The 23006-nt window shown below is 42.7% G+C and carries 8 protein-coding genes and 2 pseudogenes; 9 read left to right on the plus strand and 1 reads right to left on the minus strand.

From position 1 onward, the window contains the following. The first annotated feature begins 67 nt into the window (after positions 1 to 67). Both hrpB and mrcB read left to right on the plus strand, forming a co-directional pair. Positions 68 to 2509 carry an ATP-dependent helicase HrpB gene (hrpB, locus tag OO184_RS02775; RefSeq protein ID WP_265377877.1) on the plus strand — a complete coding sequence of 814 codons (2442 nt, stop codon included), beginning with the start codon at positions 68 to 70 and terminating at the stop codon, positions 2507 to 2509. 89 nt (positions 2510 to 2598) lie between these two features. Further along, a complete protein-coding gene (mrcB, locus tag OO184_RS02780; protein WP_265377878.1) occupies positions 2599 to 5058 on the plus strand; it encodes a bifunctional glycosyl transferase/transpeptidase in 2460 nt (819 codons plus the stop codon). Between the two features lie 14 nt (positions 5059 to 5072). Here the strand turns inward: mrcB and OO184_RS02785 are convergent, their stop codons facing one another. Then, positions 5073 to 5225, minus strand: a complete 153-nt coding sequence (locus OO184_RS02785) for a hypothetical protein (protein ID WP_265377879.1) — start codon at positions 5223 to 5225, stop codon at positions 5073 to 5075. 267 nt (positions 5226 to 5492) lie between these two features. Here OO184_RS02785 and OO184_RS02790 point away from each other — a divergent pair. The 7 genes and pseudogenes from OO184_RS02790 (at position 5493) to OO184_RS02820 (ending at position 22986) form a co-directional block, all read left to right on the plus strand. Further along, a pseudogene (locus OO184_RS02790) lies at positions 5493 to 7165 on the plus strand (S-type pyocin domain-containing protein). Continuing rightward, positions 7162 to 7629, plus strand: a complete 468-nt coding sequence (locus OO184_RS02795) for a DUF6392 family protein (protein ID WP_088371353.1) — start codon at positions 7162 to 7164, stop codon at positions 7627 to 7629. The pseudogene OO184_RS02790 and the gene OO184_RS02795 overlap by 4 nt, the downstream one beginning before the upstream one ends. Positions 7630 to 7737: 108 nt before the next feature. Beyond that, positions 7738 to 7821, plus strand: a pseudogene (locus tag OO184_RS02800) (DUF6392 family protein); the annotation flags it as partial. Positions 7822 to 7863: 42 nt separating this feature from the next. Further along, complete coding sequence (locus OO184_RS02805; RefSeq protein WP_265377880.1) at positions 7864 to 8124, plus strand: bacteriocin immunity protein; 261 nt, start codon at positions 7864 to 7866, stop codon at positions 8122 to 8124. A gap of 608 nt (positions 8125 to 8732) precedes the next feature. Continuing rightward, positions 8733 to 12245 (plus strand): non-ribosomal peptide synthetase, encoded by a 3513-nt coding sequence (locus OO184_RS02810; RefSeq protein ID WP_265377881.1) that lies wholly within the window; start codon positions 8733 to 8735, stop codon positions 12243 to 12245. Then, positions 12242 to 16960, plus strand: a complete 4719-nt coding sequence (locus tag OO184_RS02815; protein WP_265377882.1) for a non-ribosomal peptide synthetase — start codon at positions 12242 to 12244, stop codon at positions 16958 to 16960. Before OO184_RS02810 ends, OO184_RS02815 begins: the two co-directional genes overlap by 4 nt. Further along, complete coding sequence (locus tag OO184_RS02820) at positions 16957 to 22986, plus strand: non-ribosomal peptide synthetase (RefSeq protein ID WP_265377883.1); 6030 nt, start codon at positions 16957 to 16959, stop codon at positions 22984 to 22986. Before OO184_RS02815 ends, OO184_RS02820 begins: the two co-directional genes overlap by 4 nt. Positions 22987 to 23006 lie beyond the last annotated feature (20 nt).

Consider the following 23006-nt stretch of genomic DNA (forward strand, 5'->3'; position numbering starts at 1 on the left):
TAAGATTGAAGCGGGTAATGCTACAATGCCGGCGGTTGAAAGTTAACTTTCTTTGTATGGAGTGTTTGTGTCTTTATTGCCTGTATATGAGGTCGTCGAGCCTGTTTTGAGTGCGTTGAAAAGTTCACAACAGGTCCTGCTTCATGCTCCGGCCGGCGCCGGGAAATCGACAGTTTTGCCATTGGAAATTCTGAAGAGAGCCGATTTTTCTGGGCGCATCATCATGTTAGAACCACGGCGGATTGCTGCTCGCAGTGTTGCTAATCGCCTTGCTGCTCAATTGAATGAAAATACCGGGCAGACGGTGGGTTATCGGATGCGTTCTGAGACGAAAGTGAGTGCGACTACTCGTCTTGAAGTGGTAACAGAAGGTATTTTGGCCCGAATGTTACAGCAGGACCCCATGTTGACAGGGGTTTCTCTGGTGATTCTGGATGAATTCCATGAGCGCAGCTTGCAGGCTGATTTGGCGCTGGCATTGTTGCTGGATGTACAGGCAGGGCTGCGGGATGATCTGCGAATTTTGATCATGTCGGCGACGCTGGATAATCAGCGGCTCTCTTCCTTATTACCTAATGCGCCAGTGATTATTTCAGAAGGACGAAGTTTTCCTGTGACCAGACATTACTATCCTTTGCCGGCTCACCAACCTTTTGAACAGAGTGTAGCCACTGTTGTATTGCGGTTACTCCAACAGCAGCAAGGTTCTGTACTGTTGTTTTTGCCGGGCAGTGGGGAAATTCAACGGGTATGTGGACTGCTTAAAGAGATAGTTGCTGAGGATACCGATCTTTGCCCGTTATACGGTGCGTTGTCATTGGCTGAGCAACAAAAAGCTATCGAACCTTCACCACGTGGACGCCGTAAAGTTGTTTTGGCGACTAACATTGCAGAAACCAGCTTAACGATTGAAGGTATCCGGTTGGTGGTTGATAGCGGCCTTGAACGCACGACGCGTTTTGAACCCAAAAATGGGTTGACCCGTCTGATCACTCAACGCATCAGTCAAGCTTCTATGACACAACGAGCGGGTCGAGCAGGCCGACTGGAAGCCGGCGTTTGTTGGCATCTATTCAGCCGGGAACAGGCAGAAAGAGCGGCAGAACATAGTGAGCCAGAAATTCTGAATACTGATCTCAGTAGCTTATGGCTCTCCTTATTGCAGTGGGGATGCTGTGATACTGCTCAGCTTCATTGGCTAGATATGCCGCCTGCGGCAGCTTTGGCGGTAGCTAAATCGCTGTTATTGCAGTTAGGTGCAATCAATAACAATGGTCAGTTAACGTCCAGAGGCAGAAAGATGGCGGAATCCGGCAGTGATCCGCGCCTAGCGGCGATGTTATGTGCAGGGTTGGAACAAGGGGCCGACATGCTGGCAACCGCTGCTATGCTGACTGCGATTCTGGAGGAACCGCCCCGTGATGGTCAGCCGGATATTACTTATTGGGTTGAGCAGCGACAGGCTCCTTGGTTACGGCGGGCAAAGCAGTTAGCTAGGAATATGGGCGATCATTTTGGGGAGCCGGACGGTGGACTTGCTGTAATGCTATTAGCCCAAGGTTTCCCTGACCGAATAGCCAAAAATAGGGATAAGGGAGGGCGTTTTCAACTGGCGAATGGTCTGGGGGCGATAATCGATGATGAAGAAAAGTTATCCGGCGAATCGTGGCTGGTGGTTCCTTCATTATTACACAACAATCGGAGTCCTGATGCGCGTATTTTGCTGGCTTGTCCTCTGGATATTGAACGACTGATACAGCAACAACCGAATTTATTTAGCGAACAGAGTGCCGTTGAATGGGATGACAATAAAGGGACATTACAGGCTTGGAAGCGGCTGCAATGCGGCAGTCTGGCAGTAAAAGCCCAACGATTGGCAAAACCTTCAAATGAGCAATTACAACAGGCCCTGCTAAACTGGTTACGCAGTGAGGGATTATATGAGTTGAACTGGTCGCCGGCGGCAGTTCAATTGTGCATCCGTATCCAATGTGCGGCCAAATGGTTGCCTGAAATGCAGTGGCCGGTAGTAGATAATGATGCATTAATGGCTTCTCTTGATGATTGGTTGATGCCGTTTCTTACTGGTGTGCGTGATTTGAAAGGGCTGAAACAGATTGATTTGTTGCCGGCACTGGAAAGCTTACTGGATTGGCAACAACAACAGTATCTGGATAATGAACTGCCTATTTATTACACTGCCCCTACCGGCAGTCGGATAGCAATTTGTTATTTCAGTGATAAACCACCTGTATTATCTGTTCGGATGCAGGAAATGTATGGCGAGCAGCAAAGCCCCTCTCTGGCGAAAGGGCGGGTAACCGTGGTGCTTGAATTATTATCGCCAGCCCAAAGGCCATTGCAGATTACGCAAGACTTAGCCGCTTTTTGGCGAGGCTCGTATCGAGAAGTGCAAAAAGAGATGAAAGGGCGTTACCCAAAACATCTATGGCCGGATGATCCGGCAAATACGTTACCCACTCGGCGGGTAAAAAAATATTCGCAGTAGAATTTAATAACTTTTTGCCGGCGAGTAGATTCATTAAAAGATATGAATATCAATTAATTAGCATCTAAACGGCTTTGGAGAATTTTGGAATGTCTGGTGAAGATCGTCAACCAATCGGACGTAAAGGCAAAAAACCGGTATCCCGCCGTAAACGGCCATTAGAAAGACGATATCTGTTGGATGACGATGATAATGGCGATGAAGATGATGACTACGATGATGAAGAGGATCAACCCATGACAACGAAAGGAAAGTATTCTCGCCCACCTAAGAAAAAGTGGCGTTGGTTCTGGTTGTTATTCAAGATATTTATTATTTTTGCCGTATTGCTGGCGGCTTATGGTGTCTATCTGGACGCCAAAATCCGCGATCGCATTGACGGAAAAGTTTGGGAGTTACCGGCGGCAGTTTATGGCCGCATGGTTAATCTTGAACCGGGTATGAACTACAGCAAGAAAGAGATGGTACATCTGCTGGAAGGGATGCAGTATCGCCAGGTGACGAAAATTACCCGTCCAGGAGAGTTTTCTGTCAGAGGTGAAACTATTGAAATGTTGCGCCGTCCGTTTGATTTCCCTGACAGCAAAGAGGGACAGATCCACGCTCTGCTAACTTTCAGCGATAACCGTTTGGCAGGGATCGAAAATCTGGAAAATCAGCGTCAGTTTGGGTTCTTCCGCCTTGATCCGAAGTTGATTACCATGTTGCAGTCTCCCAATGGGGAGCAGCGGTTATTTGTGCCACGTTCTGGTTTCCCGGAGTTACTGGTTAACACCTTGCTGGCGACGGAAGATCGTCATTTCTATCAACATGATGGCATCCGTATTCTTTCCATTGGGCGTGCCGTACTGGCTAACTTGACTGCCGGGCGCACGGTTCAGGGGGGAAGTACCCTGACGCAACAATTGGTTAAAAACCTGTTCTTGACTAATGAACGCACGTTGGTACGTAAAGCCAATGAAGCCTATATGGCTGTGCTGATGGATTATCGTTACAGCAAAGATCGGATTCTCGAACTGTATCTGAACGAAGTTTATTTAGGCCAAAGTGGTGATGAGCAGATCCGAGGTTTCCCTCTGGCGAGCCTCTACTATTTTGGTCGTCCAGTGGATGAATTGAGTTTAGATCAACAGGCGTTGCTGGTCGGTATGGTGAAAGGCGCTTCACTCTATAATCCGTGGCGTAATCCTAAACTCGCTCTCCAGCGTCGTAATGTGGTGCTCAAGCTGTTACAAAACCAGCAAATTATTGATGAAGATCTTTATAAATTACTGAGCGCTCGTCCACTGGGGGTAAAACCGAAAAGTGGTGTTATTACCCCACAACCGGCGTTTATGCAGCTCGTTCGTAAGGAGTTGCAGGACAAACTGGGGGATAAAGTCAATGACCTGTCCGGCGTGAAAATCTTCACGACATTGGACCCGGTATCTCAGGATGCGGCTGAAAACGCAGTAGAAGAGGGGATTGCCAGCCTGAGAAAAACCCGCAAAATTGCTGATCTTGAAGGGGCAATGGTCATTGTCGATCGCATCAGTGGTGAAATCAGGGCGATGGTTGGCGGTTCTCAACCTCAATATGCGGGATTTAACCGAGCAATGATGGCGCGTCGCTCAATTGGCTCACTAGCGAAACCATCTACCTATTTGGCGGCCTTGAGTGAACCTGATCAATATCGGTTGAATAACTGGCTGGCAGATGAACCCTTGGTAGTAAAACTACCGAACAGCAAAGCTTGGGAACCGAGAAATTATGACCGTCGTTTCCGTGGGCGTGTCATGTTAATAGATGCGCTGGCGAATTCTTTGAATATTCCTACGGTGAATCTTGGTTTATCTGTTGGTCTTGATCATGTCAGCAACACCTTGATTCGGCTTGGCGTACCAGAGGAAGTGATTCAGCAGGTTCCGGCTATGTTACTGGGTTCTCTCAGCTTGACACCTTTAGAAGTGGCGCAAGAATACCAGACGATGGCGAGTGGCGGCAACCGCGCGACACTTTCCGCGTTACGTTCTGTTATCACGGAAGATGGCACTGTGATATATCAGAGTTACCCACAGGCTGAACGGGCGGTACCGGCTCAGGCGGCTTATCTGACGCTGTATGGTATGCAGCAGGTGGTAGCGAACGGAACTTCTCGTTCTCTGGCAGCCAAGTTTGGTCGCTATAATCTGGCGGGTAAAACGGGCACTACCAATGATCTGCGTGATAGCTGGTTTGCCGGAATCGATGGTAAAGAAGTGGTGATAGCATGGGTTGGCCGCGATAGCAACGAACCGACCAATCTGACCGGTGCTACAGGGGCGTTGAATGTGTATCGCCGTTATCTGGAAAATCAGACGCCGCTGATGCTGAATAACATTCCACCGGAAGGCATCGTCGATATGGCGGTTAATCAGGATGGCAGCTTTAGTTGTAGCGGCAGTGGTTGGCGAATATTACCGGTTTGGACTTATGATCCACAGAGTTTGTGCCAGCAAACCGCGGTATCAGCACCTGTTCAACAGCAAGAAGAAGCGCCGGGCTGGTTACGAGAGATGTTTGGACAATAATATACCCGTCATCTTTAAATCCATAGGGTATAAATATTTGATAAGATAGATGACAAAACGCTGATCTTCTGGTCAGCGTTTTGACTTTCTGAGTATTGTTTTCCTGAATATTGTTTTTCGTCTGCAAAGCCACCTTTCACCGTTTTTTTCACCAGTTTCCCAAACATACCGCGTCATTACCTTTTCGGCTTTACACCATTATCGCAGTAGTAATGCTCACAAACGTTTCATGTTTGTATGAAAAATGTTGCAAAATATAGGTTTCCGCCCCCATCTGAGACGAAAAAATCGGCAGCTTTCGGAATATTCCTATATCTTTCTAAAGTGAAATCTGATGAATTATTAATCATGAATATTAAGTAATAGGTGGTAAGAACATGATAATTCCAGTCAGATCCACTCTTCATGCGTTTGGTCAATGGAGAAGTCAATAGATGGCAATAGGATATTTTCTGCTCGTTGGTGACAAAACAACTTGTGGCGGACAGATTATTACCGGTGACCACACCATGACATTCAATGGACGGGCAACCGCTCGTGAAGGGGATAAGGTTACCTGTGGCAAACATCCCGGTGCTTACACGATTGTTGGTGGTGTATCCGATGTGTTTGATATGGGACGCAAGTTGGCTGGCACACTGGACAGTGTGAGTACTTGCCCCTGCCGGGCCAGATTCATTAATTCGGAGATGGATAGCTATGAGAAACAGGATAAGGCTGCTGACCGAGTTGTCGCTCCTGCGAATATAGTGATGCAGAGTTTCTCCTCGCCGACAAAGGAAGCGGGTAGTATTCAGCCAAAGCCGTCTGTAACGCCGACGCCTCCGCCGCCGATACCGGTATTTGCGAAATCCTGCCTGCGGGGTAAAGGTTGTACTGATGCGGGAACCGAAGCCGAACCCGCAGATAATTTCGGCAGGATGGCGATATATCAGGTTCCGTCATCTCCTGCTGCTGTAACGCCGCAAAAACCAGAACCGCCTCCACAGGCAAACAACACCCACCTGAACCGGATAAACCGCAGGATAAAAAATTACCGTGGTATAAACGGTGGTTCCGTGATGGTGAAGATAAAGCCGAAGCAGCCGCTGCCGCCGTGGCCGCAACTGCCCGCAGCGCGGTAGCGGAAGGGGAAGGGCTGGTGATGCGTTACATTGGTGGTAGCGCCATCAGTGCAGGTCGTTGGTTAGCGGCCCCGAATCCGGTAACAATTGGGTTAATGGGGCTGTTTTATTCACCTAAGTTGAATGACGGAGAGGAAGATTACCTAACCCCATATCGTCTGAGACAGATAGCGGAACAGTATGGTAAAGCTTCTACTCGCGTGCGTTTTCGCTGGATCAGAGATGAAAAAAGCGGCAGGATAACGGTTCAGGGATATCACGTCAGCCCGGAAGGCGGTCTGGATAAAGTGCCGGTTCGCATGATGACGCTGAATCGGACCACCGGTAATTACGAGTTCTGGGAACCGGGAGAGAACCGGCCGACGATTTTATGGACGCCGAACGAACAGGAGTTTAAGGTTCCAGCCCATACCGGGAATGAGGAACGACCATTTATTCCGTCGCAAATAACCGTGTTGCCGATCCCGGATAAAATGGGCAGCGATATTGAATCGTTACCTATGCCGGAAGAGAAGGATTTCCGCGATTATATTCTGGTACTCCCTATTCCGAATATGCCGCCGGTGTATGTGTATTTGAGTAAACCGCCGGTGAAATTGTTTGAAGTGGATTTGTATAGAAACTTTGCGGGCAGGCTAAGAAATGGAACACATGCGGATCATATGCCTTCGGTTGCTGCGGTTAAGGCAAGGTTAAAAGCGTTATATCCTAAATTATTACCTTCCGAATTAAATTCTGATTCTAAAAATGTATCTGCAATTATTATTCCGGAAGAAGTACATCAAAAACTCAGTCAAACTTATGGAGGGCGAAATTCGTCAGAACAGATTGAAAGAGATTCGCAAGATTTACGTGCGGCATTAGATAGGAACTTTGATGCTATAAAACCGAGCTTGAAAAGATATGGTGCAACAGAAGTACAGCTTGAAAATGCTCGCCAGAGGATGCATAAAATAAACGAGGAACAAGGGTTGTATAAATGACAGTCAATGTAGAGGTACTAATAAACAATCTAGGAAGAACTTATCAGGAAATTTTTAATGAAGGGTTAATTCCTTATAAAACCAAACCTACAGGGTTTGCTGGAGATCCTGATATATCTTTAAATATGGCTAAAGAAGGTGTTTACTTATCCTTTAGAAGGGTTAATAAAGTTTTATTTGCTATAGAGCTTACTTTAATTGACGAGAAGAAACCACAATACCGGTTTCCAAATGAGCTACCTTCACCGTTAGTTCCGATGATGTCTCGGCAATGGGTTCATGAGCATTTTGGAAATCCTGAAAAATCACTTCCTCCACAGAAAATATTAAAGAGAGATACTGGCTGGACAGAGTTATATACACTACTAGATTTTCGTCTTCCAACTAGTATGCAAATTAATTACGATTTACTAGAATGTGTTAAAGTAGTAGCATTCTTACCCACATCAGAAGTACGTTGGTAGTCAATAATAAACATGGGAGATTTTTTAAGAGCCAATTCGTTTGCGAGCAGCTTGGAAATCCAAATCGCAGATGAATTGGTTTCACCAATAACAGGTGTTATACAAATAATGGCGGTTAATGTTGAACTACTAATTAATAGCTTAGGTAGAACCTACCAAGATATTTATGATGAGGGATTAATTCCTTATAAAATAGGCATATAAAAATGCACGTCAATAAAAGGAAAAAGTAGGATGAATTTAAAAAATAAATTGGAAGATTATACGGAAGCTGAATTTATTGAATTTATGAAAGAAATTTCCAAAGAAAATCTTGCAAAAACAGATGAAAAGCTAAATGTATTATTATCTCATTTTGAGAAAGTGACTGAGTATCCATCAGGAATAGATATTATTTATTATGCTAATTCTGATAGTGAATGTACCCCTGAAGCAATAGCAAAAAATATTAAAGAATGGCGAGCTAAAAACGGCAAGCCCGGCTTTAAAAAATAATAGAAATTAGGTGAAAGAGGGAAAGGATTTCCTAGATTATATTCTGGTATTTCCTATTATGAATATACCAATAGTATATTTGAGTGAAAATAAAGATATTCAACTTTGGATAAAAATATTATTACTTGTGTAGAATATCAAAAACGGAATCAGAAGAATAATGATAATATAAGCAGTGACTAATATTGAGAAATTAATTAAATATCTTGGTAAAATATCTGAATATTAATTAAAAAATGATGATCTGCCTAAATTAATATTTAAATTTCAGTTTAATATTGTCTTTAATTATATGAATATAAAAAGTGATGAAAAGGAATTATTTGCCAACTTTGGAATAAAACCTATACAGATTAATCCAATTCCTTTCTAATCATTTGGGATAAACTTTATCAACAGGCTAAAAATATCATATATGATTTTTATATTTCTCACCCATTAAAAAATTTCATATTTTCTCGCTGTTTTGATAACAAAATCAAACAACATCGCTAATGATTTTCGGTGCCCATATGCTAACATGATTAGAAGTTTTTTATTTTATAATTACGGATGTAATAAATAATCACTTGTATAAACAGTTTGATATTATATTTTAAAGGAGATATATGAAAAATGCAGCGCAAATTGTGAATGAAGCTTTAAATAAAGGAATTACTCTGTTTGTTGCTGATAATCGATTACAATATGAAACTAGCTGTGATAGTATTCCAACAGAATTATTCAGTGAATGGAAAAATTATAAACAAGAGTTGATCGACTTCTTGAGCCAGATCGATGCAGAAGAAGAAATTCAAACATATCAGTTACAGAATATCCAACGTGATGGCAATGCAGAACATTATCCACTCTCATTTGCTCAGCAACGCCTGTGGTTTATCGACCAACTTACCGAAGGTAGTTCCCAATATAATTGTCCCGGATATTTGAGATTACGGGAACAACTGAATTTCAACGCTTTTAAGGCTGCGGTAAAAACGTTGCTTGAGCGTCACGAAGCGTTACGTACCCATATTAAAATTATTGATAATGAGCCACGGCAAGTCATAACACATTCCTATGATTTACCCATTACACTACATGATCTGACCGCATTCTCTGAAACTGAGCAAGAATCTCAAGTCAAAAGATTCAGTAAAGAAGAAGATAATTTGGTTTTTAATCTCAGTACTGATTTGATGTTACGTATTCGCTTGGTAAAACTGGCCGAAAATGATTATGTGATTATCTATACAATTCACCATATTGCCTGCGATAGCTGGTCAATAGAAATCTTTATCAATGAATTTATCACCTTATATCGAGCATATAATAAAGGAGAAATAGCCCCATTACCGCCACTTAAAATTCAATATACCGATTATGCTCAATGGCAACGAAACTGGTTGCAAGGTGATATTCTGAAAAAACAACTGGATTATTGGCAAACCCAGTTATCAGGTATTTCTCCACTTCACCGTTTTCCACTGGATAACCCACGACCAGAGAAACAGAATTTCGAGGGGCATCTGAATGAACAACGTATTTCAAAGGATTTGACACAAGAAATAACAGCATTATGTCACCAACATAAAGTCACACTATTCATGTTTCTGGAGACAGCCTTTGCCGTATTGTTGAGTCGTTACAGTAATGAAAAAGACATTCTGGTCGGAACGCCACTTGCAGGGAGAAGACACCATGATATTGAGCCTCTGATTGGCTTTTTTGTTAACTCTCTGGTGATCAGAACGGATTTATCCGGCCAGCCTACTTTCAGTGAGTTATTAAAGCAGAATAGTCGTACTATCTTGGATGCTTATGCACATCAAGATCTGCCATTTCAAATGCTGGTAGAAAAAATCAGTCCGGGACGGAACTTAAATTATAACCCTATATTCCAAATCGCTTTTACTCTGGAGAATACTCAGCGTAATACGATACTGGCGCAGGATAATAATATTGAGTTTGAAGAACGTCTGCTTTTGAAAGTCCGATTTGATTTGGAAATTCATATTTATGAAGAAGAGGAAGGTGGATTATCCCTTTTATGGGTTTATGACAGCAGTTTATTCAACAATATTACCATTGAAAGATTACTCGCCAATTATGAAACCTTGCTTGCTAATATTGTTAGTGGAATGAAGCCATGTATTGGCTCCGATCTGATATATAGGGAACCTTATGTCCATGATATTCCATTATTAGCAGAGGCTGAAATACACACTTTATTACATGAATGGAATGGCCTACCGGATCATAGCCAGCATAGCGGCTGTTTTCATGAACTGTTTGAGGAACAAGCTGCCCGATATCCTGAAAAAATAGCAGTTATTTTTGACGGTAACTCATTAAGTTATCAGGAATTAAATAAACAAGCTAACCAACTCGCTCATTACTTGACAGGACAAAAGATTAAACCAGAAACATTGGTTGCACTCTGTATTCCTCGTTCAATACGCGCTGTAGTAGCACTACTGGGGATTATTAAAGCAGGAGGGGCTTATTTGCCGTTAGATCCCAGCTATCCGAAATCCCGTCTGCAATATATGTTAGAACACAGCGAAGCTGAGTTCATTCTGACCGAAACAAATCTGATAGAAAAACTCCCCATCAGCCAGCAGAAAGTCGTCTGTTTGGATACTGAGATAATACAATCACAATTGCAGCACATGCCTACGGACAATATCGCTGAACGCCTATACCCACTGACGGAAAATAATCTGGCTTACGTCATTTATACCTCTGGTTCTACGGGTAAACCGAAAGGGGTTATGTTGGAACATAAGGGATGGGTAAATCTGGCGCTTTCACAGGCAGGTTTATTTGGTGTTGATTCATATAGCCGGGGATTGCAGTTCGCTTCCTGGAGCTTTGATGCCATGATTTTAGAAATATCTATGATACTGGCGTATGGAGCAGCACTTTATTTAATTTCAGAAACTCAACAGCATACCCCTGAATATTTGGATGAATTAGTTGATAAGCACCAGATTACCCATGCTGTATTATCACCTGCTTTGTTGCCTTACCTGGACTTTAATAAGTGGCGTTCCGTTTCAACCTTGCTTTTAGCAGGGGAAGCGGTACCACCACAGATCGCTGTTCGTTGGTCACAGGACAGAAAATTGTTCAATGTATATGGCCCGACAGAATGTACCGCCATTGTAACTTCGGGCTTATTAACTGATGACAAAATTACGATTGGGAAACCATTGCCCAATACTGTTATCCGTATTCTTGATCCATCAGGCAATTTAGTACCTATTGGTGTTGCCGGGGAATTATGTATTAGCGGCATCCAACTGGCTCGCGGGTATTTGAATGCCCCTGAAACAAACGCAACGAAATTTATTACTGATTTGACGGATAAATCCCAATCCCAACGTTTATACCGAACGGGAGATTTAGCCCGTTGGTTGCCTGATGGTAGTGTGGAATTTATTGGCCGGATTGACTCTCAAATCAAGATTAGAGGATTCAGGATTGAGTTGGGAGAAATAGAAACTGCACTGGTGGGACATGACGCCTTAAGCTGTGCTGCGGTTATTACTTATGGGAACGATGAAGGCAAGAGATTGATTGCCTATGTGTGTCCAACCAAAGACTGGCTGGATAAAAAAGGGCTGAAATTTAATACCGACAACGCTTCTCAATCCGCCGATATTAAAGCTGAACTTTCAGAGCAACTTGAATCAGCACTGAAAAAACAATTACCAGAATACATGGTTCCAAGCCTTTATATTCCGCTAGAGCGAATGCCGCTCACGTTAAATAACAAAGTGGATAAAAAGGCATTACCTATTCCAAATGAAAATGATTTCCGTCAACAAGGTTATGTCGCGCCAAGAAATGAAGTGGAGAGAAAAATAAGTCAATTATGGCAAGAAGTGTTGGGCGTTAGTCAAATTAGCATTTATGACAACTTTTTCATGTTGGGTGGTCACTCTCTTCAGGCAACTCGCCTTATCAGCTTAATACGCAATGATCTAAATATTGAAATACCGTTGAACCGTGTTTTTGAACATCCAACACTTGAGCGATTAGCACGAATCGCCACGATTCATCAGGTTAAAGAAAAAAGAAAGCATTTCCAAACTGGGCAAGAGACAACACAGGAACTATTGGAAGGTGATATATGAAAAATGCAGCGCAAATTATCAATGAGGCTTTAAATCAAGGGATTACTCTGTTTATTACTGATAATAAACTGAAATATAAAACCAACCGAGACAGCATTCCTCCGAAACTGCTCAGTGAATGGAAACAATATAAACAAGAGTTGATTGATTTCTTGAAGCAAATCGATTCAGAAGAGGATACGGACACTCATCGGCTGCAAGGTATTCCGCGTTATAATCGTGCGGAACATTACCCACTTTCATTTGCTCAACAGCGTTTGTGGTTAATTGATCAACTAACCGAAGGCAGCCCTCAATATAACTGTACAGGTGATTTCAGGTTGAGAGAGTCGCTTAATCTCAATGCTTTTGAGGCTGCTATAGCAACATTGCTTGAACGTCATGAATCGCTGCGTACTTATTTCAAGATTATTGATAATGAGCCACGGCAGGTTATCGCTACTTCTTATGATTTGCCTATTACAATACATGATCTGTCCACACTTTCAGAATTTGAGCAGGAACAACAGATTAAACAACTCGGTGAGCAAGAGTGGAAACAAGTTGTTAATCTCAGCACTGACCTGATGCTGCGTATTCGGTTGCTAAAATTAACAGATGATGATTATTTCATTCTTTATACGATTCATCATATTGCCTGTGATGGTTGGTCGCTGGCAATCTTTATCAGTGAGCTGCTTACATTATATCGTGCTTATTGCCAAGGCGAGGGTAATCCTCTGCCGCCATTACAAGTTCAATATACTGATTATTCCCAATGGCAACGGGACTGGCTGCAAGGTGATATTCTGCAAAAACAACTGGATTATTGGCAAAACCAATTATCAGGTATTACTCCGCTCCACCGTTTGCCACTGGATAATCCACGACCAGAAAAACAAAATTTTGAAGGGAATGTTCATCCTCAACATATTTCAAAAGCTTTGACCCAAGAAATACGAGCACTGTGCGCCAAACACGGAGTGACGTTATTTATGTTTCTGGAAACGGCTTTTGCTGTGTTGTTGAGTCGTTACAGTAGTGAAAAGGATATTCTGGTTGGCATGCCGCTTGCAGGACGAAGACACCGTGACACCGAGTCTTTGATTGGATTTTTCGTTAATTCACTGGTGATAAGAACGGATTTATCCGGTCAGCCTACATTTAGTGAACTATTAAAACAAAATAGTCGTACCATCTTGGATGCTTATGCGCATCAAGACCTGCCTTTTGAGATGCTAGTGGAGAAAATCAGTCCAGAACGGAATTTAAATTATAATCCTATTTTCCAGATTATGTTTGCAGTACAGAATAATCAACGGGATACAACGCTGGAGCAGGATAGCATCGTTACCTCTAAAGAACGTTCCCTTCTGACCACCCGATTTGATTTGGAAGTTCATATCTATGAAGAAGACGAAGGTGAACTATCCATTGGATGGATCTCTGATACCAGCCTGTTCAGAAATGCGACTATTAACCGATTAATCGCCAATTACGAAATTTTGCTGACCAATATTGTTGATGTGATGAAGCATCATGCGGGTATCAACGAGCCGTCCGTGCATGATATTCCAATATTGGCAGAGGCTGAACGGAATACCTTACTGTATGAATGGAGCGGGCCGCGAATTCCTTACCAGACTGGGAAATGTTTCCATGAACTCTTTGAAGATCGGGTATCACAACATCCTGAAAAAAATGCACTGATTTTTGGCGATGACACCCTGAGCTATCAGTCATTAAATGAGCAAGCTAACCAATTGGCACACTATCTGCTTGAACAGGGGATCATACCGGACACATTGGTTGCACTTTGCATACCAAGGTCATTGCAAGCTGTTGTGGCATTATTGGGTATTCTGAAAGCGGGGGGCGCTTATGTACCGTTAGACCCCAGTTATCCGAAAGCACGCCTCCAATATATGTTGGATCACAGTGAAGTCGAGTTCATCCTGACCGAAACTCATCTTATTGAAAAACTGCCAATCAGCCAGCAGAAAGTGATTTGTCTGGATAGAGAGATAGTACAGTCTCAGCTACAACATATGCCCACAGATAATATTACTGAGCGTTCATTTCCGCTCACGGAAAATCATCTGGCTTATGTGATTTATACTTCCGGCTCTACCGGTAAACCGAAAGGGGCGATGCTGGAGCATAGAGGGTGGGTTAATCTGGCATTCTCGCAAGCAGATTTATTTGGCATTGACTCACATTGCCGGGGATTGCAGTTTGCATCCTGGAGTTTTGACGCCATGATCTTAGAGATATCTATGACATTGGCCTATGGCGCAACACTGTATTTGATCTCCGAAACCCAACGGCGTTCCCCTGAATTGTTGGATGAAGTGGTTGAAAAACATCAGATAACCCATGCTGTACTACCGCCAGCACTGCTTCCTCATTTGAATTTTAACAAATGGCGTTCTGTCTCAACTCTGCTTTTGGCGGGTGAAGCAGTACCACCACAGATTGCTGTTCGTTGGTCACAGAATAGAAAACTGTTTAACGTATATGGCCCGACAGAATGTACATCCATTGTCACCACCGCTTTACTAACTGACGAAAAAATTACGATTGGAAAACCTTTGCCTAACGTTGTGATGCGTATTCTTGATTCAGAAGGTAATTTGGTTCCGATGGGCGTTATCGGGGAACTGTATATTGGCGGCGTTCAGTTAGCACGCGGTTACCGAAACTCACCGGAAATCACAGCAAGGCAGTTTATCTGTGATCCATTCAGCCCACATTCAACGGATGGCGGGGAAAACCGGCTTTATCGAACTGGCGATTTAGTGCGCTGGACATCGGATGGTCAGTTGGAGTTTATCGGCCGTGTTGACTCTCAGGTTAAGATCCGTAGTTACCGCATAGAGTTGGGTGAAATCGAGACTGTTTTGTCCGGGCATGATGCTTTAAGTCGTGCTGTTGTGATCGCTTATGGTCAAGATGAAGATAAAAAGCTCATTGCGTATGTCTGCCCAAGTACAGAGTGGTTAGGTGAAAAAGCTGTTGAATTTAACGCCAGCAGCGTTGAGAACTGGACAGAAATTTTTGATGAGCAGTACCGTCAACCCACAACGGATAGTACTCAAAAAGAGCGCGCTCAGAAAGAAAATACCAGTGATGTAGTCGCATCAGATAGTGATTTCGGTGGTTGGATGAACAGCTATACTGAACAGCCGATTGCCCTTGAGCAAATGGAGGAATGGTTAGCAGGAATCATGCACAGGATTAAAGCCCTGCATCCTCATCGCTTACTGGAAATCGGTTGTGGTACCGGATTATTGTTGTATCGCTATGCTGAATGGTGCGAATCAGTGGTGGCTACCGATATTTCGGCTGAGGTTTTAAATCGGCATCGACATATTTTGCAACAACGTGGCTGGTCACATGTGCAGCTCAGAAGAGGAGATGCACTCAACTTAGGAACATTGAGTGTTGATGAATTTGATACTGTCGTGATTAACTCTGTTGTTCAATACTTCCCCAATGTTCAATATCTGGAAAAAGTACTTGAACAGTTAATACCGGCGGTTGAAGCAGGCGGGAAAATTTTGCTGGGAGATATCCGCAATTTAGATCTATTAACCGCCCATGCTACAGCGATAGAGCAAAGTCATCTTAACGGGCAACGTATTCAGGCAGGGGCGCTGGCGAACCGTATTCAGCGGCGTTTACAACAAGAACCCGAGTTTTTACTCAGCCCAACTTATTTTGCCCAATTACCGCAGCGTTACCCTGACATTGGCCGGGTTGATATTCTGGTTAAACGTGGCATCGGTGACAATGAAATGTTGCGTTATCGTTACGATGTCATATTGCACAAAAGAGATGAAAATACCAAATTTTGTAATGAATTGCTGCTAAATTGGCATAATTTCGATTCTTTTGAAAGTCTGCGTAATTTGTTGCCGATGAGCGCAGAAGATATATTCGGTGTTTCGGGCATCCCCAACGCCAGAATTAAAGATGACCTCACGTTGGCAGAAGGGCTGAGTCACTGGTCAGCTAGTCAGATGATAACGCCACCAGCAAATGCCAGCAGTTTCTCCCCACAGGCATTACAACAGGTTCAGGAATTCGAATCCTTACTGCAATACGCTGAACAATGTGGTTACCGATGCGGCATTACGTGGTCACAACAGCAACCTGATTTGCTGGATGTGATTTTTAGTCGTGGAGAATTACCACCTGTACAGGCACGTACTGACTACAATCAAACCCATTTAGCTAATTATCCGCAAATTTCGGCCATTAGTGGGGAACTTTCAGAATTACTCGAATCCGCACTGAAACAACAACTGCCAGAATATATGGTTCCAGATCTCTATATTCCACTAGAACGAATGCCGCTCACATTAAATAATAAAGTGGATAAAAAAGCGCTACCGATCCCAAATGAAGACGATTTACGTCGAAAGAATTATGTGGCGCCAAGAAATGAAATGGAAATTAAGATCGGTCAGTTATGGAAGAGGTTATTGAATGTCAGTCAAGTAGGCATCTATGACAATTTCTTCGTATTGGGTGGACATTCACTTCAAGCAACCCGCCTTATTAGTTCAATACGTAATGAATTAGAAATAGAAGTTCCGTTGAGAAGTGTTTTTGAACACCCGACACTTGAACAGCTATCACAGGTTGTCACTATTCATCTTATCAAAGAAAAAAGAAAACATTTCCAGACAGGGAAAGAAATAGGGCAAGAACTATTGAAAGGTGATATATGAAAAATGCAGCGCGAATTGTCAATCAGGCTTTAGATCAGGGAATTACTCTGTTCGTTACTGATAATCGTTTACAATACAAAACCAGCCGCGACAGTATTCCACCAGAGTTGCTCAGTGAATGGAAACAGTATAAACAGGAGTTAATTGATTTTCTGAACCAGCTCGATTCAGAAGAGCAAACTCAAACGCATCACTTTTTGCAAGATATTCAACGTGATGGCAAAGCAGAACATTATCCGCTTTCATTTGCTCAACAACGACTATGGTTTATTGATCAACTGGATGGAAGCAGTCCCCAATATAACTGTATGGGGGATTTCAGGCTGCGGGAATCCATTAACATAAAGGCGTTTGAGGCAGCCGTTAAGACATTACTTGAACGCCATGAAGTTTTGCGTACCCATTTTAAAATAATCAATAACGAACCGCGGCAATTTATTGTCACTGATTACGATTTACCGATTGCATATTATGATTTATCTGCGTTGTCTGAAACTGAGAAAAACGATCAGGTAAAACAAATTAGTAAGGAAGAAGAAAATCTAATTTTCAACCTTAACGCAGATCTGATGCTGCGTATTAGGCTAATAAAATTGGCAGAAGATGATTATCTTATTATTTATACGATACATCATATTGCCTTCGATGGTTGGTCGATGGCAATATTTCTCCATGAATTTTTCACGTTATACAAAGCTTATTGTCAGGGTAAAGCAAATCCGCTGCCGCTGCTGAGAATTCAATATGCCGATTATGCCCAATGGCAGCAGAGCTGGCTGCAAGATGATGTGCTGAAAGAACAGCTAATATACTGGCAGAATCAGTTAGCTGGAATTTCACCAGTTCACCGTGTACCGCTGGATAATCCACGTCCGGAAAAACAAAATATCGAAGGGCGACTTCATCTACAGCGCATTTCAGCACCCCTTACTCAGGCAATTAGAGCATTATGTACCCAACATAAAGTGACGCTATTTATGTTCTTGGAAACGGCTTTTACCGTATTACTGAGCCGCTATAGTAATGAAAAAGATATTCTGGTTGGAACAGTCATTGCCGGCAGACAACATCCTGATATTGAACCTCTGATCGGTTTTTTTGTTAATTCATTGGTTATCAGAACAGATTTATCCGGTCAGCCGACGTTCAGTGAATTATTAAAACAAAACAGTCGTACTATTTTGGATGCTTACGAGCATCAAGATTTGCCGTTTGAAATGTTGGTAGAAAAGCTCAGCCCGGAACGGAGCCTAAACCATAATCCCATCGTCCAAATTATGTTTGCGGTACAGAATAACCAACGTGACACAATACTGGGACAGGATAATATTATTGAATTCGAGGATAATTTACTTAGAACGACTCGGTTTGATTTGGAAATCCATGTATTTGAAGAAGCACAGACAGGCGAATTATCTATAATATGGGGTTCAAATACCCGTCTGTTTTATAGTAGTACCATTAAAAGATTTATCGCCAATTACGAAACTTTGCTGACCGGCATTGTTGAAGTTATGAATACTCATTCAGTAAATAAAGAGCCCTCCGTTCATGAACTTCCATTATTGGCAGAAATTGAAAAGCATACCTTACTGCATGCATTAAATGGACCACAAAACTGTTACCCACAAGGGTGCTGCTTCCATGAGCTGTTTGAAGAACAGGCGGCGCTGAACCCTGAAAAGACGGCTCTGGTTTTTGGTGAGGAAATTTTAAGTTATCAGGCCGTTAATGCTCAGGCCAATCAATTGGCGCATTACCTGATTGAGCAAGGTATCCAGCCAGATACTTTGGTTGCAATTTGCCTTCCCCGGTCGTTGCAAACGGTGATTGCCCTATTGGGCATCCTCAAAGCGGGTGGAGCTTATGTGCCTCTGGATGCCAGTTATCCGCAAACCCGCCTGCAATATATGCTGGAGCACAGCGGGGCTGAATTTATCCTGACCGAAACACCGTTGGTTGATAAATTACCTATCAGTCAGCAACGCGTTATCTGTCTGGATGCCGAAACAGTACAGCTATATGTGCAAAACCTGCCCACTGGCAATATCGTTCATCGTTCAGTGCCCTTGACAGAAAATCATCTGGCCTATGTCATCTATACCTCTGGCTCTACCGGCCGACCAAAAGGAGCGATGCTGGAGCACAAGGGGTGGGTGAATCTGGCACAAGCACAAGCCGCGTTATTTGGTGCGGATGCGGATATTCGCGGGTTGCAGTTTGCTTCCTGGAGCTTCGACGCCGCAGTGTTGGAAATGGCAATGATCTTGGCCTATGGCGCTACATTGTATTTGATTTCAGAAACACATCGCCGTTCGCCGGAATGGTTGGATGAGATGGTTGAAAAACACCACATTACCCATGCTGTACTGCCACCGGCGCTGTTGCCGCATTTAGATTTCAACAAATGGCGCACAGTTTCAACCTTGTTGCTGGCAGGGGAGACTGTAGCGCCACATATCGCCGCGCAGTGGTCGCAGGGCAGAAAGCTGTTTAACGTTTATGGCCCAACAGAGTGTACTTCGATTGTGACTTCCGCCTTATTAACAGCAAATAAGCGAGTGACGATTGGAAAACCGTTGCCGAATACCGTGATGCGTATCCTGAATTCCGACGGTAATCTGGCGCCGCTTGGGGCTGTCGGGGAACTGCATATCGGCGGCATTCAACTGGCGCGCGGTTACCGGAATGCGCCGGATATCACGGAAAAACAGTTTATCCGAGATCCTTTCAGCACCAATCCGGCAGACCGACTTTACTGTACTGGTGATTTAGTACGCTGGACGCCGGAAGGTGAGCTGGAATTCATTGGCCGCCTGGATTCGCAGGTCAAAATTCGCAGCCATCGTATTGAATTGGGAGAAATCGAGTCGGTGCTGGCGGGGCAGGAGATTTTAAGTAATGCTGTCGTGATCGCGGATGGTCATGACAGTGAGGACAGGAAACTCATTGCTTATGTTTGCCCGAGTACGAATTGGCTGGCGGAGAAAGCAGCCGCTTTTAATGCAGATTACCTTGAAAGTTGGACAGAGATCTTTGATGGTCAGTATCGGCGGGAAATAACAGAAAATATCGCTATCGATACTACGGATAAGCGTGATGGCGATAGTGATTTCGATGGTTGGATAAATAATTATACCGAACAGCCGATTGCATTAGACCAAATGGAAGAATGGCGTGCGGGTACTATGCAGCGGATTGAATCCCTGCATCCTGGCAGCTTATTGGAAATCGGCTGTGGGTCGGGCTTATTGTTGTATCGCTATGCTGAATGGTGTGAATCAGTATTAGCCACTGATATTTCAGCGGAGGTATTGACACGCCACCAGAAAATTTTGCGGCAGCGTGGCTGGTCACACGTGGAGCTAATAAGGGGAGATGCACTAAATTTAGGTACAATCACGCCTGATCAGTTCGATACCGTTGTGATGCATTCCGTTGTTCAATACTTTCCCAACATTCAATATCTGGAAAAAGTTATTACACAGTTATTGCCTGCGGTTAAAACCGGGGGAAAAATTCTGCTGGGAGATATTCGTAATTTAGATTTGTTAACTGCACATGTAACAGCCATCGAGAAAAATCGCCTGAATGGGCAACATATTTCGGCGGGTATGCTGGCAAACCGTATTCAACAGCGTCTACAGCAAGAAAAAGAGTTTTTACTGAGTCCAACCTATTTTGCACAATTGCCGACGCGTTACCCTGAAATTGGAAGAGTTGATATTTTGGTTAAACGTGGTGTTGGTGACAATGAAATGCTGCGCTATCGTTATGAAGTGATATTACATAAGTGCGATAAAAATGCGGAATTATGTTGCAATTTACCCATAACTTGGTGCGATTTTAATTCTATTGAAGATCTTTGCAATGTATTAGAGACAGGGAAATTCGATACATTTGGTGTATCAGGTATTCCTAATGCCCGTATCAAAGATGATTTTGATTTAGCGGAAGGGCTACGTCATTGGCCATCTAATCAGATTGTTTTTCCACCAAAAGATGCCAGCGGTTTTTCTCCAGAAGCCGCAGGGCAAGTTTTGGCGCTCGAATCCTTACTTCAATATGCGGAACAGCGCGGCTACCAGTGTGAGCTTACCTGGTCACAGCAGCAGCTTGATTTACTGGATGTAATTTTCAGCCGTGGTGAATTACCTCAAGTGCAGGCGCGATCAGATTATAGCCAAACGCATTTAGCTAATTATCCGCAACTTCCTGCGATTAGTGGAGAACTGGCTGAGTTATTGGAATCCGCTTTGAAAAAACAACTGCCTGACTATATGGTGCCCAGTCTCTATATCCCATTGGAACGCATTCCACTGAATTTGAACAATAAAGTGGATAAAAAAGCGTTACCTATTCCAGATGAGAATAACTTACGTCGTCAGGTTTATATTGCACCGAGAGATGAAATCGAGGAAAAACTCTGTCAGTTATGGCAAGAACATCTAAAAATCAATCAAATTGGTATTTATGATAATTTCTTCTCACTCGGTGGTCACTCACTCTTGGCAGTTAAGATAACCGCTTCCATAAGAAATACGTTAACCAATAATTTCAATATGCATCAACTGTTTGCAAATCCAACCATTGCGCAGATTGCAAATGTGATCCGTAACAGTCATAAGCACGAAATATCTGTACCGAAGACAATACACAATATATCTGATCACAGTATATCTGATAGAAAAATACCTATTTCTTATAGTCAAAAACTGTTTTGGTATTTTGTTCAAGAAGGGTTATTGCAGGACTGTTTCCACGTACCAATTGCTTTACTGATGGAGGGAGAACTGAATCATAGTGCGTTGGAAAAAAGTTTAAATACCATCTTAGAGCGACATGAAAGTTTACGTTTTAAGTTCTACAAAGAAAATGAGCAAATTTTCATGCAGCCTGATAACAATATGAAAATTAACCTGCAAGTTATCGAAGCATTACCAAGAGGAATAGAGAAAGAACAAATTATTGTTGAAATTAACAAGCTCTGGGAAGAGAAATTAAGAACACCTTTTGATATTTATAATTCTCCATTAATCAGGACATTCTTACTGCCTGTTTCGGAAACAATCACAGTGTTGCTTATTGATATAAACCACATCATTTCCGATGGATGGTCTGTCAATATTATTATGAATGAGTTTAAACAGTTATATACAGTTTATTCTCAAGGTCAAGAAAATACGTTACTCCCCGTTGCCATGCAATATTCTGGTTATGCTTATGACTTGCAAGAAATTCATACAACTGAGGCGGTTAAAAAACAGATTAAATTTTGGCAACAACAATTTTCCGAAGTTAGTATAGAACGTAATTTCCCAGTTCCTTTCAAAAATCACCTGGCCTCAAAATATCGGTCTCACACCCGTCATATCAAAATACCTGATTCACTTAATAAAGCTGTTTTACAATATTGTGAAACGCATAAAATTACGCCTTATATGTTATTTATGGCCTTATTCCACACTTGTCTTTTTATGTACTCTGGTGAATCACAACATATTGTTACTTCACCAAAAGCTGACCGTACTCGTATAGAAAGCTATCAAACAATAGGGTTATCCTTAAGTGAATTAATCGTAAAATCGACCATCAGTAAGGAGATGAGCCTACAAGAAATCATTAAGCAGGTCAGTCAGTCTGTTTATTGCACCATAGAGAATTCAAATATCCACATGTCTGTCGTGATTGAAGCGATGGGGGAAAAGGTGATAGATAATGTATTTAATGTTCTGTTTAACTATTTGGATGCGCAAAATCTCTATGATTTTACCGATATGTCTAAGAATGGAAAATTATCACTGCCAAATCTTGATGTGGAATTAATAGAGGCCAAAGTGATTCCTTTTGAATCACTTGGGATGAATCTCATATACATGCCACAAAATATCAAATGTGAACTCAATTACAATCCGGAACTGTATACAGAAAAAGTTATTGATAGTTTGGCTGAATATTATGAACGATTACTGAATGTCATCATATCCGGTCAAGAAAAAGAGAGTATCAGTCAGTTTTATGACTAAATTTTTCTGAGATATGAAGA

It is taken from the genome of Photorhabdus aballayi (assembly GCF_026153155.1).
Lineage (GTDB): Bacteria > Pseudomonadota > Gammaproteobacteria > Enterobacterales > Enterobacteriaceae > Photorhabdus > Photorhabdus luminescens.

What these genes read in the sequence shown, in the direction of transcription:
- mrcB (WP_265377878.1), top strand. Translation starts at nt 2,599, where the DNA reads ATGTCTGGTGAAGATCGTCAACCAATCGGACGTAAAGGCAAAAAACCG.
- OO184_RS02785 (WP_265377879.1), bottom strand. Translation starts at nt 5,225, where the DNA reads ATGTTTGGGAAACTGGTGAAAAAAACGGTGAAAGGTGGCTTTGCAGAC.
- OO184_RS02795 (WP_088371353.1), top strand. Translation starts at nt 7,162, where the DNA reads ATGACAGTCAATGTAGAGGTACTAATAAACAATCTAGGAAGAACTTAT.
- OO184_RS02805 (WP_265377880.1), top strand. Translation starts at nt 7,864, where the DNA reads ATGAATTTAAAAAATAAATTGGAAGATTATACGGAAGCTGAATTTATT.
- OO184_RS02810 (WP_265377881.1), top strand. Translation starts at nt 8,733, where the DNA reads ATGAAAAATGCAGCGCAAATTGTGAATGAAGCTTTAAATAAAGGAATT.
- OO184_RS02815 (WP_265377882.1), top strand. Translation starts at nt 12,242, where the DNA reads ATGAAAAATGCAGCGCAAATTATCAATGAGGCTTTAAATCAAGGGATT.
- OO184_RS02820 (WP_265377883.1), top strand. Translation starts at nt 16,957, where the DNA reads ATGAAAAATGCAGCGCGAATTGTCAATCAGGCTTTAGATCAGGGAATT.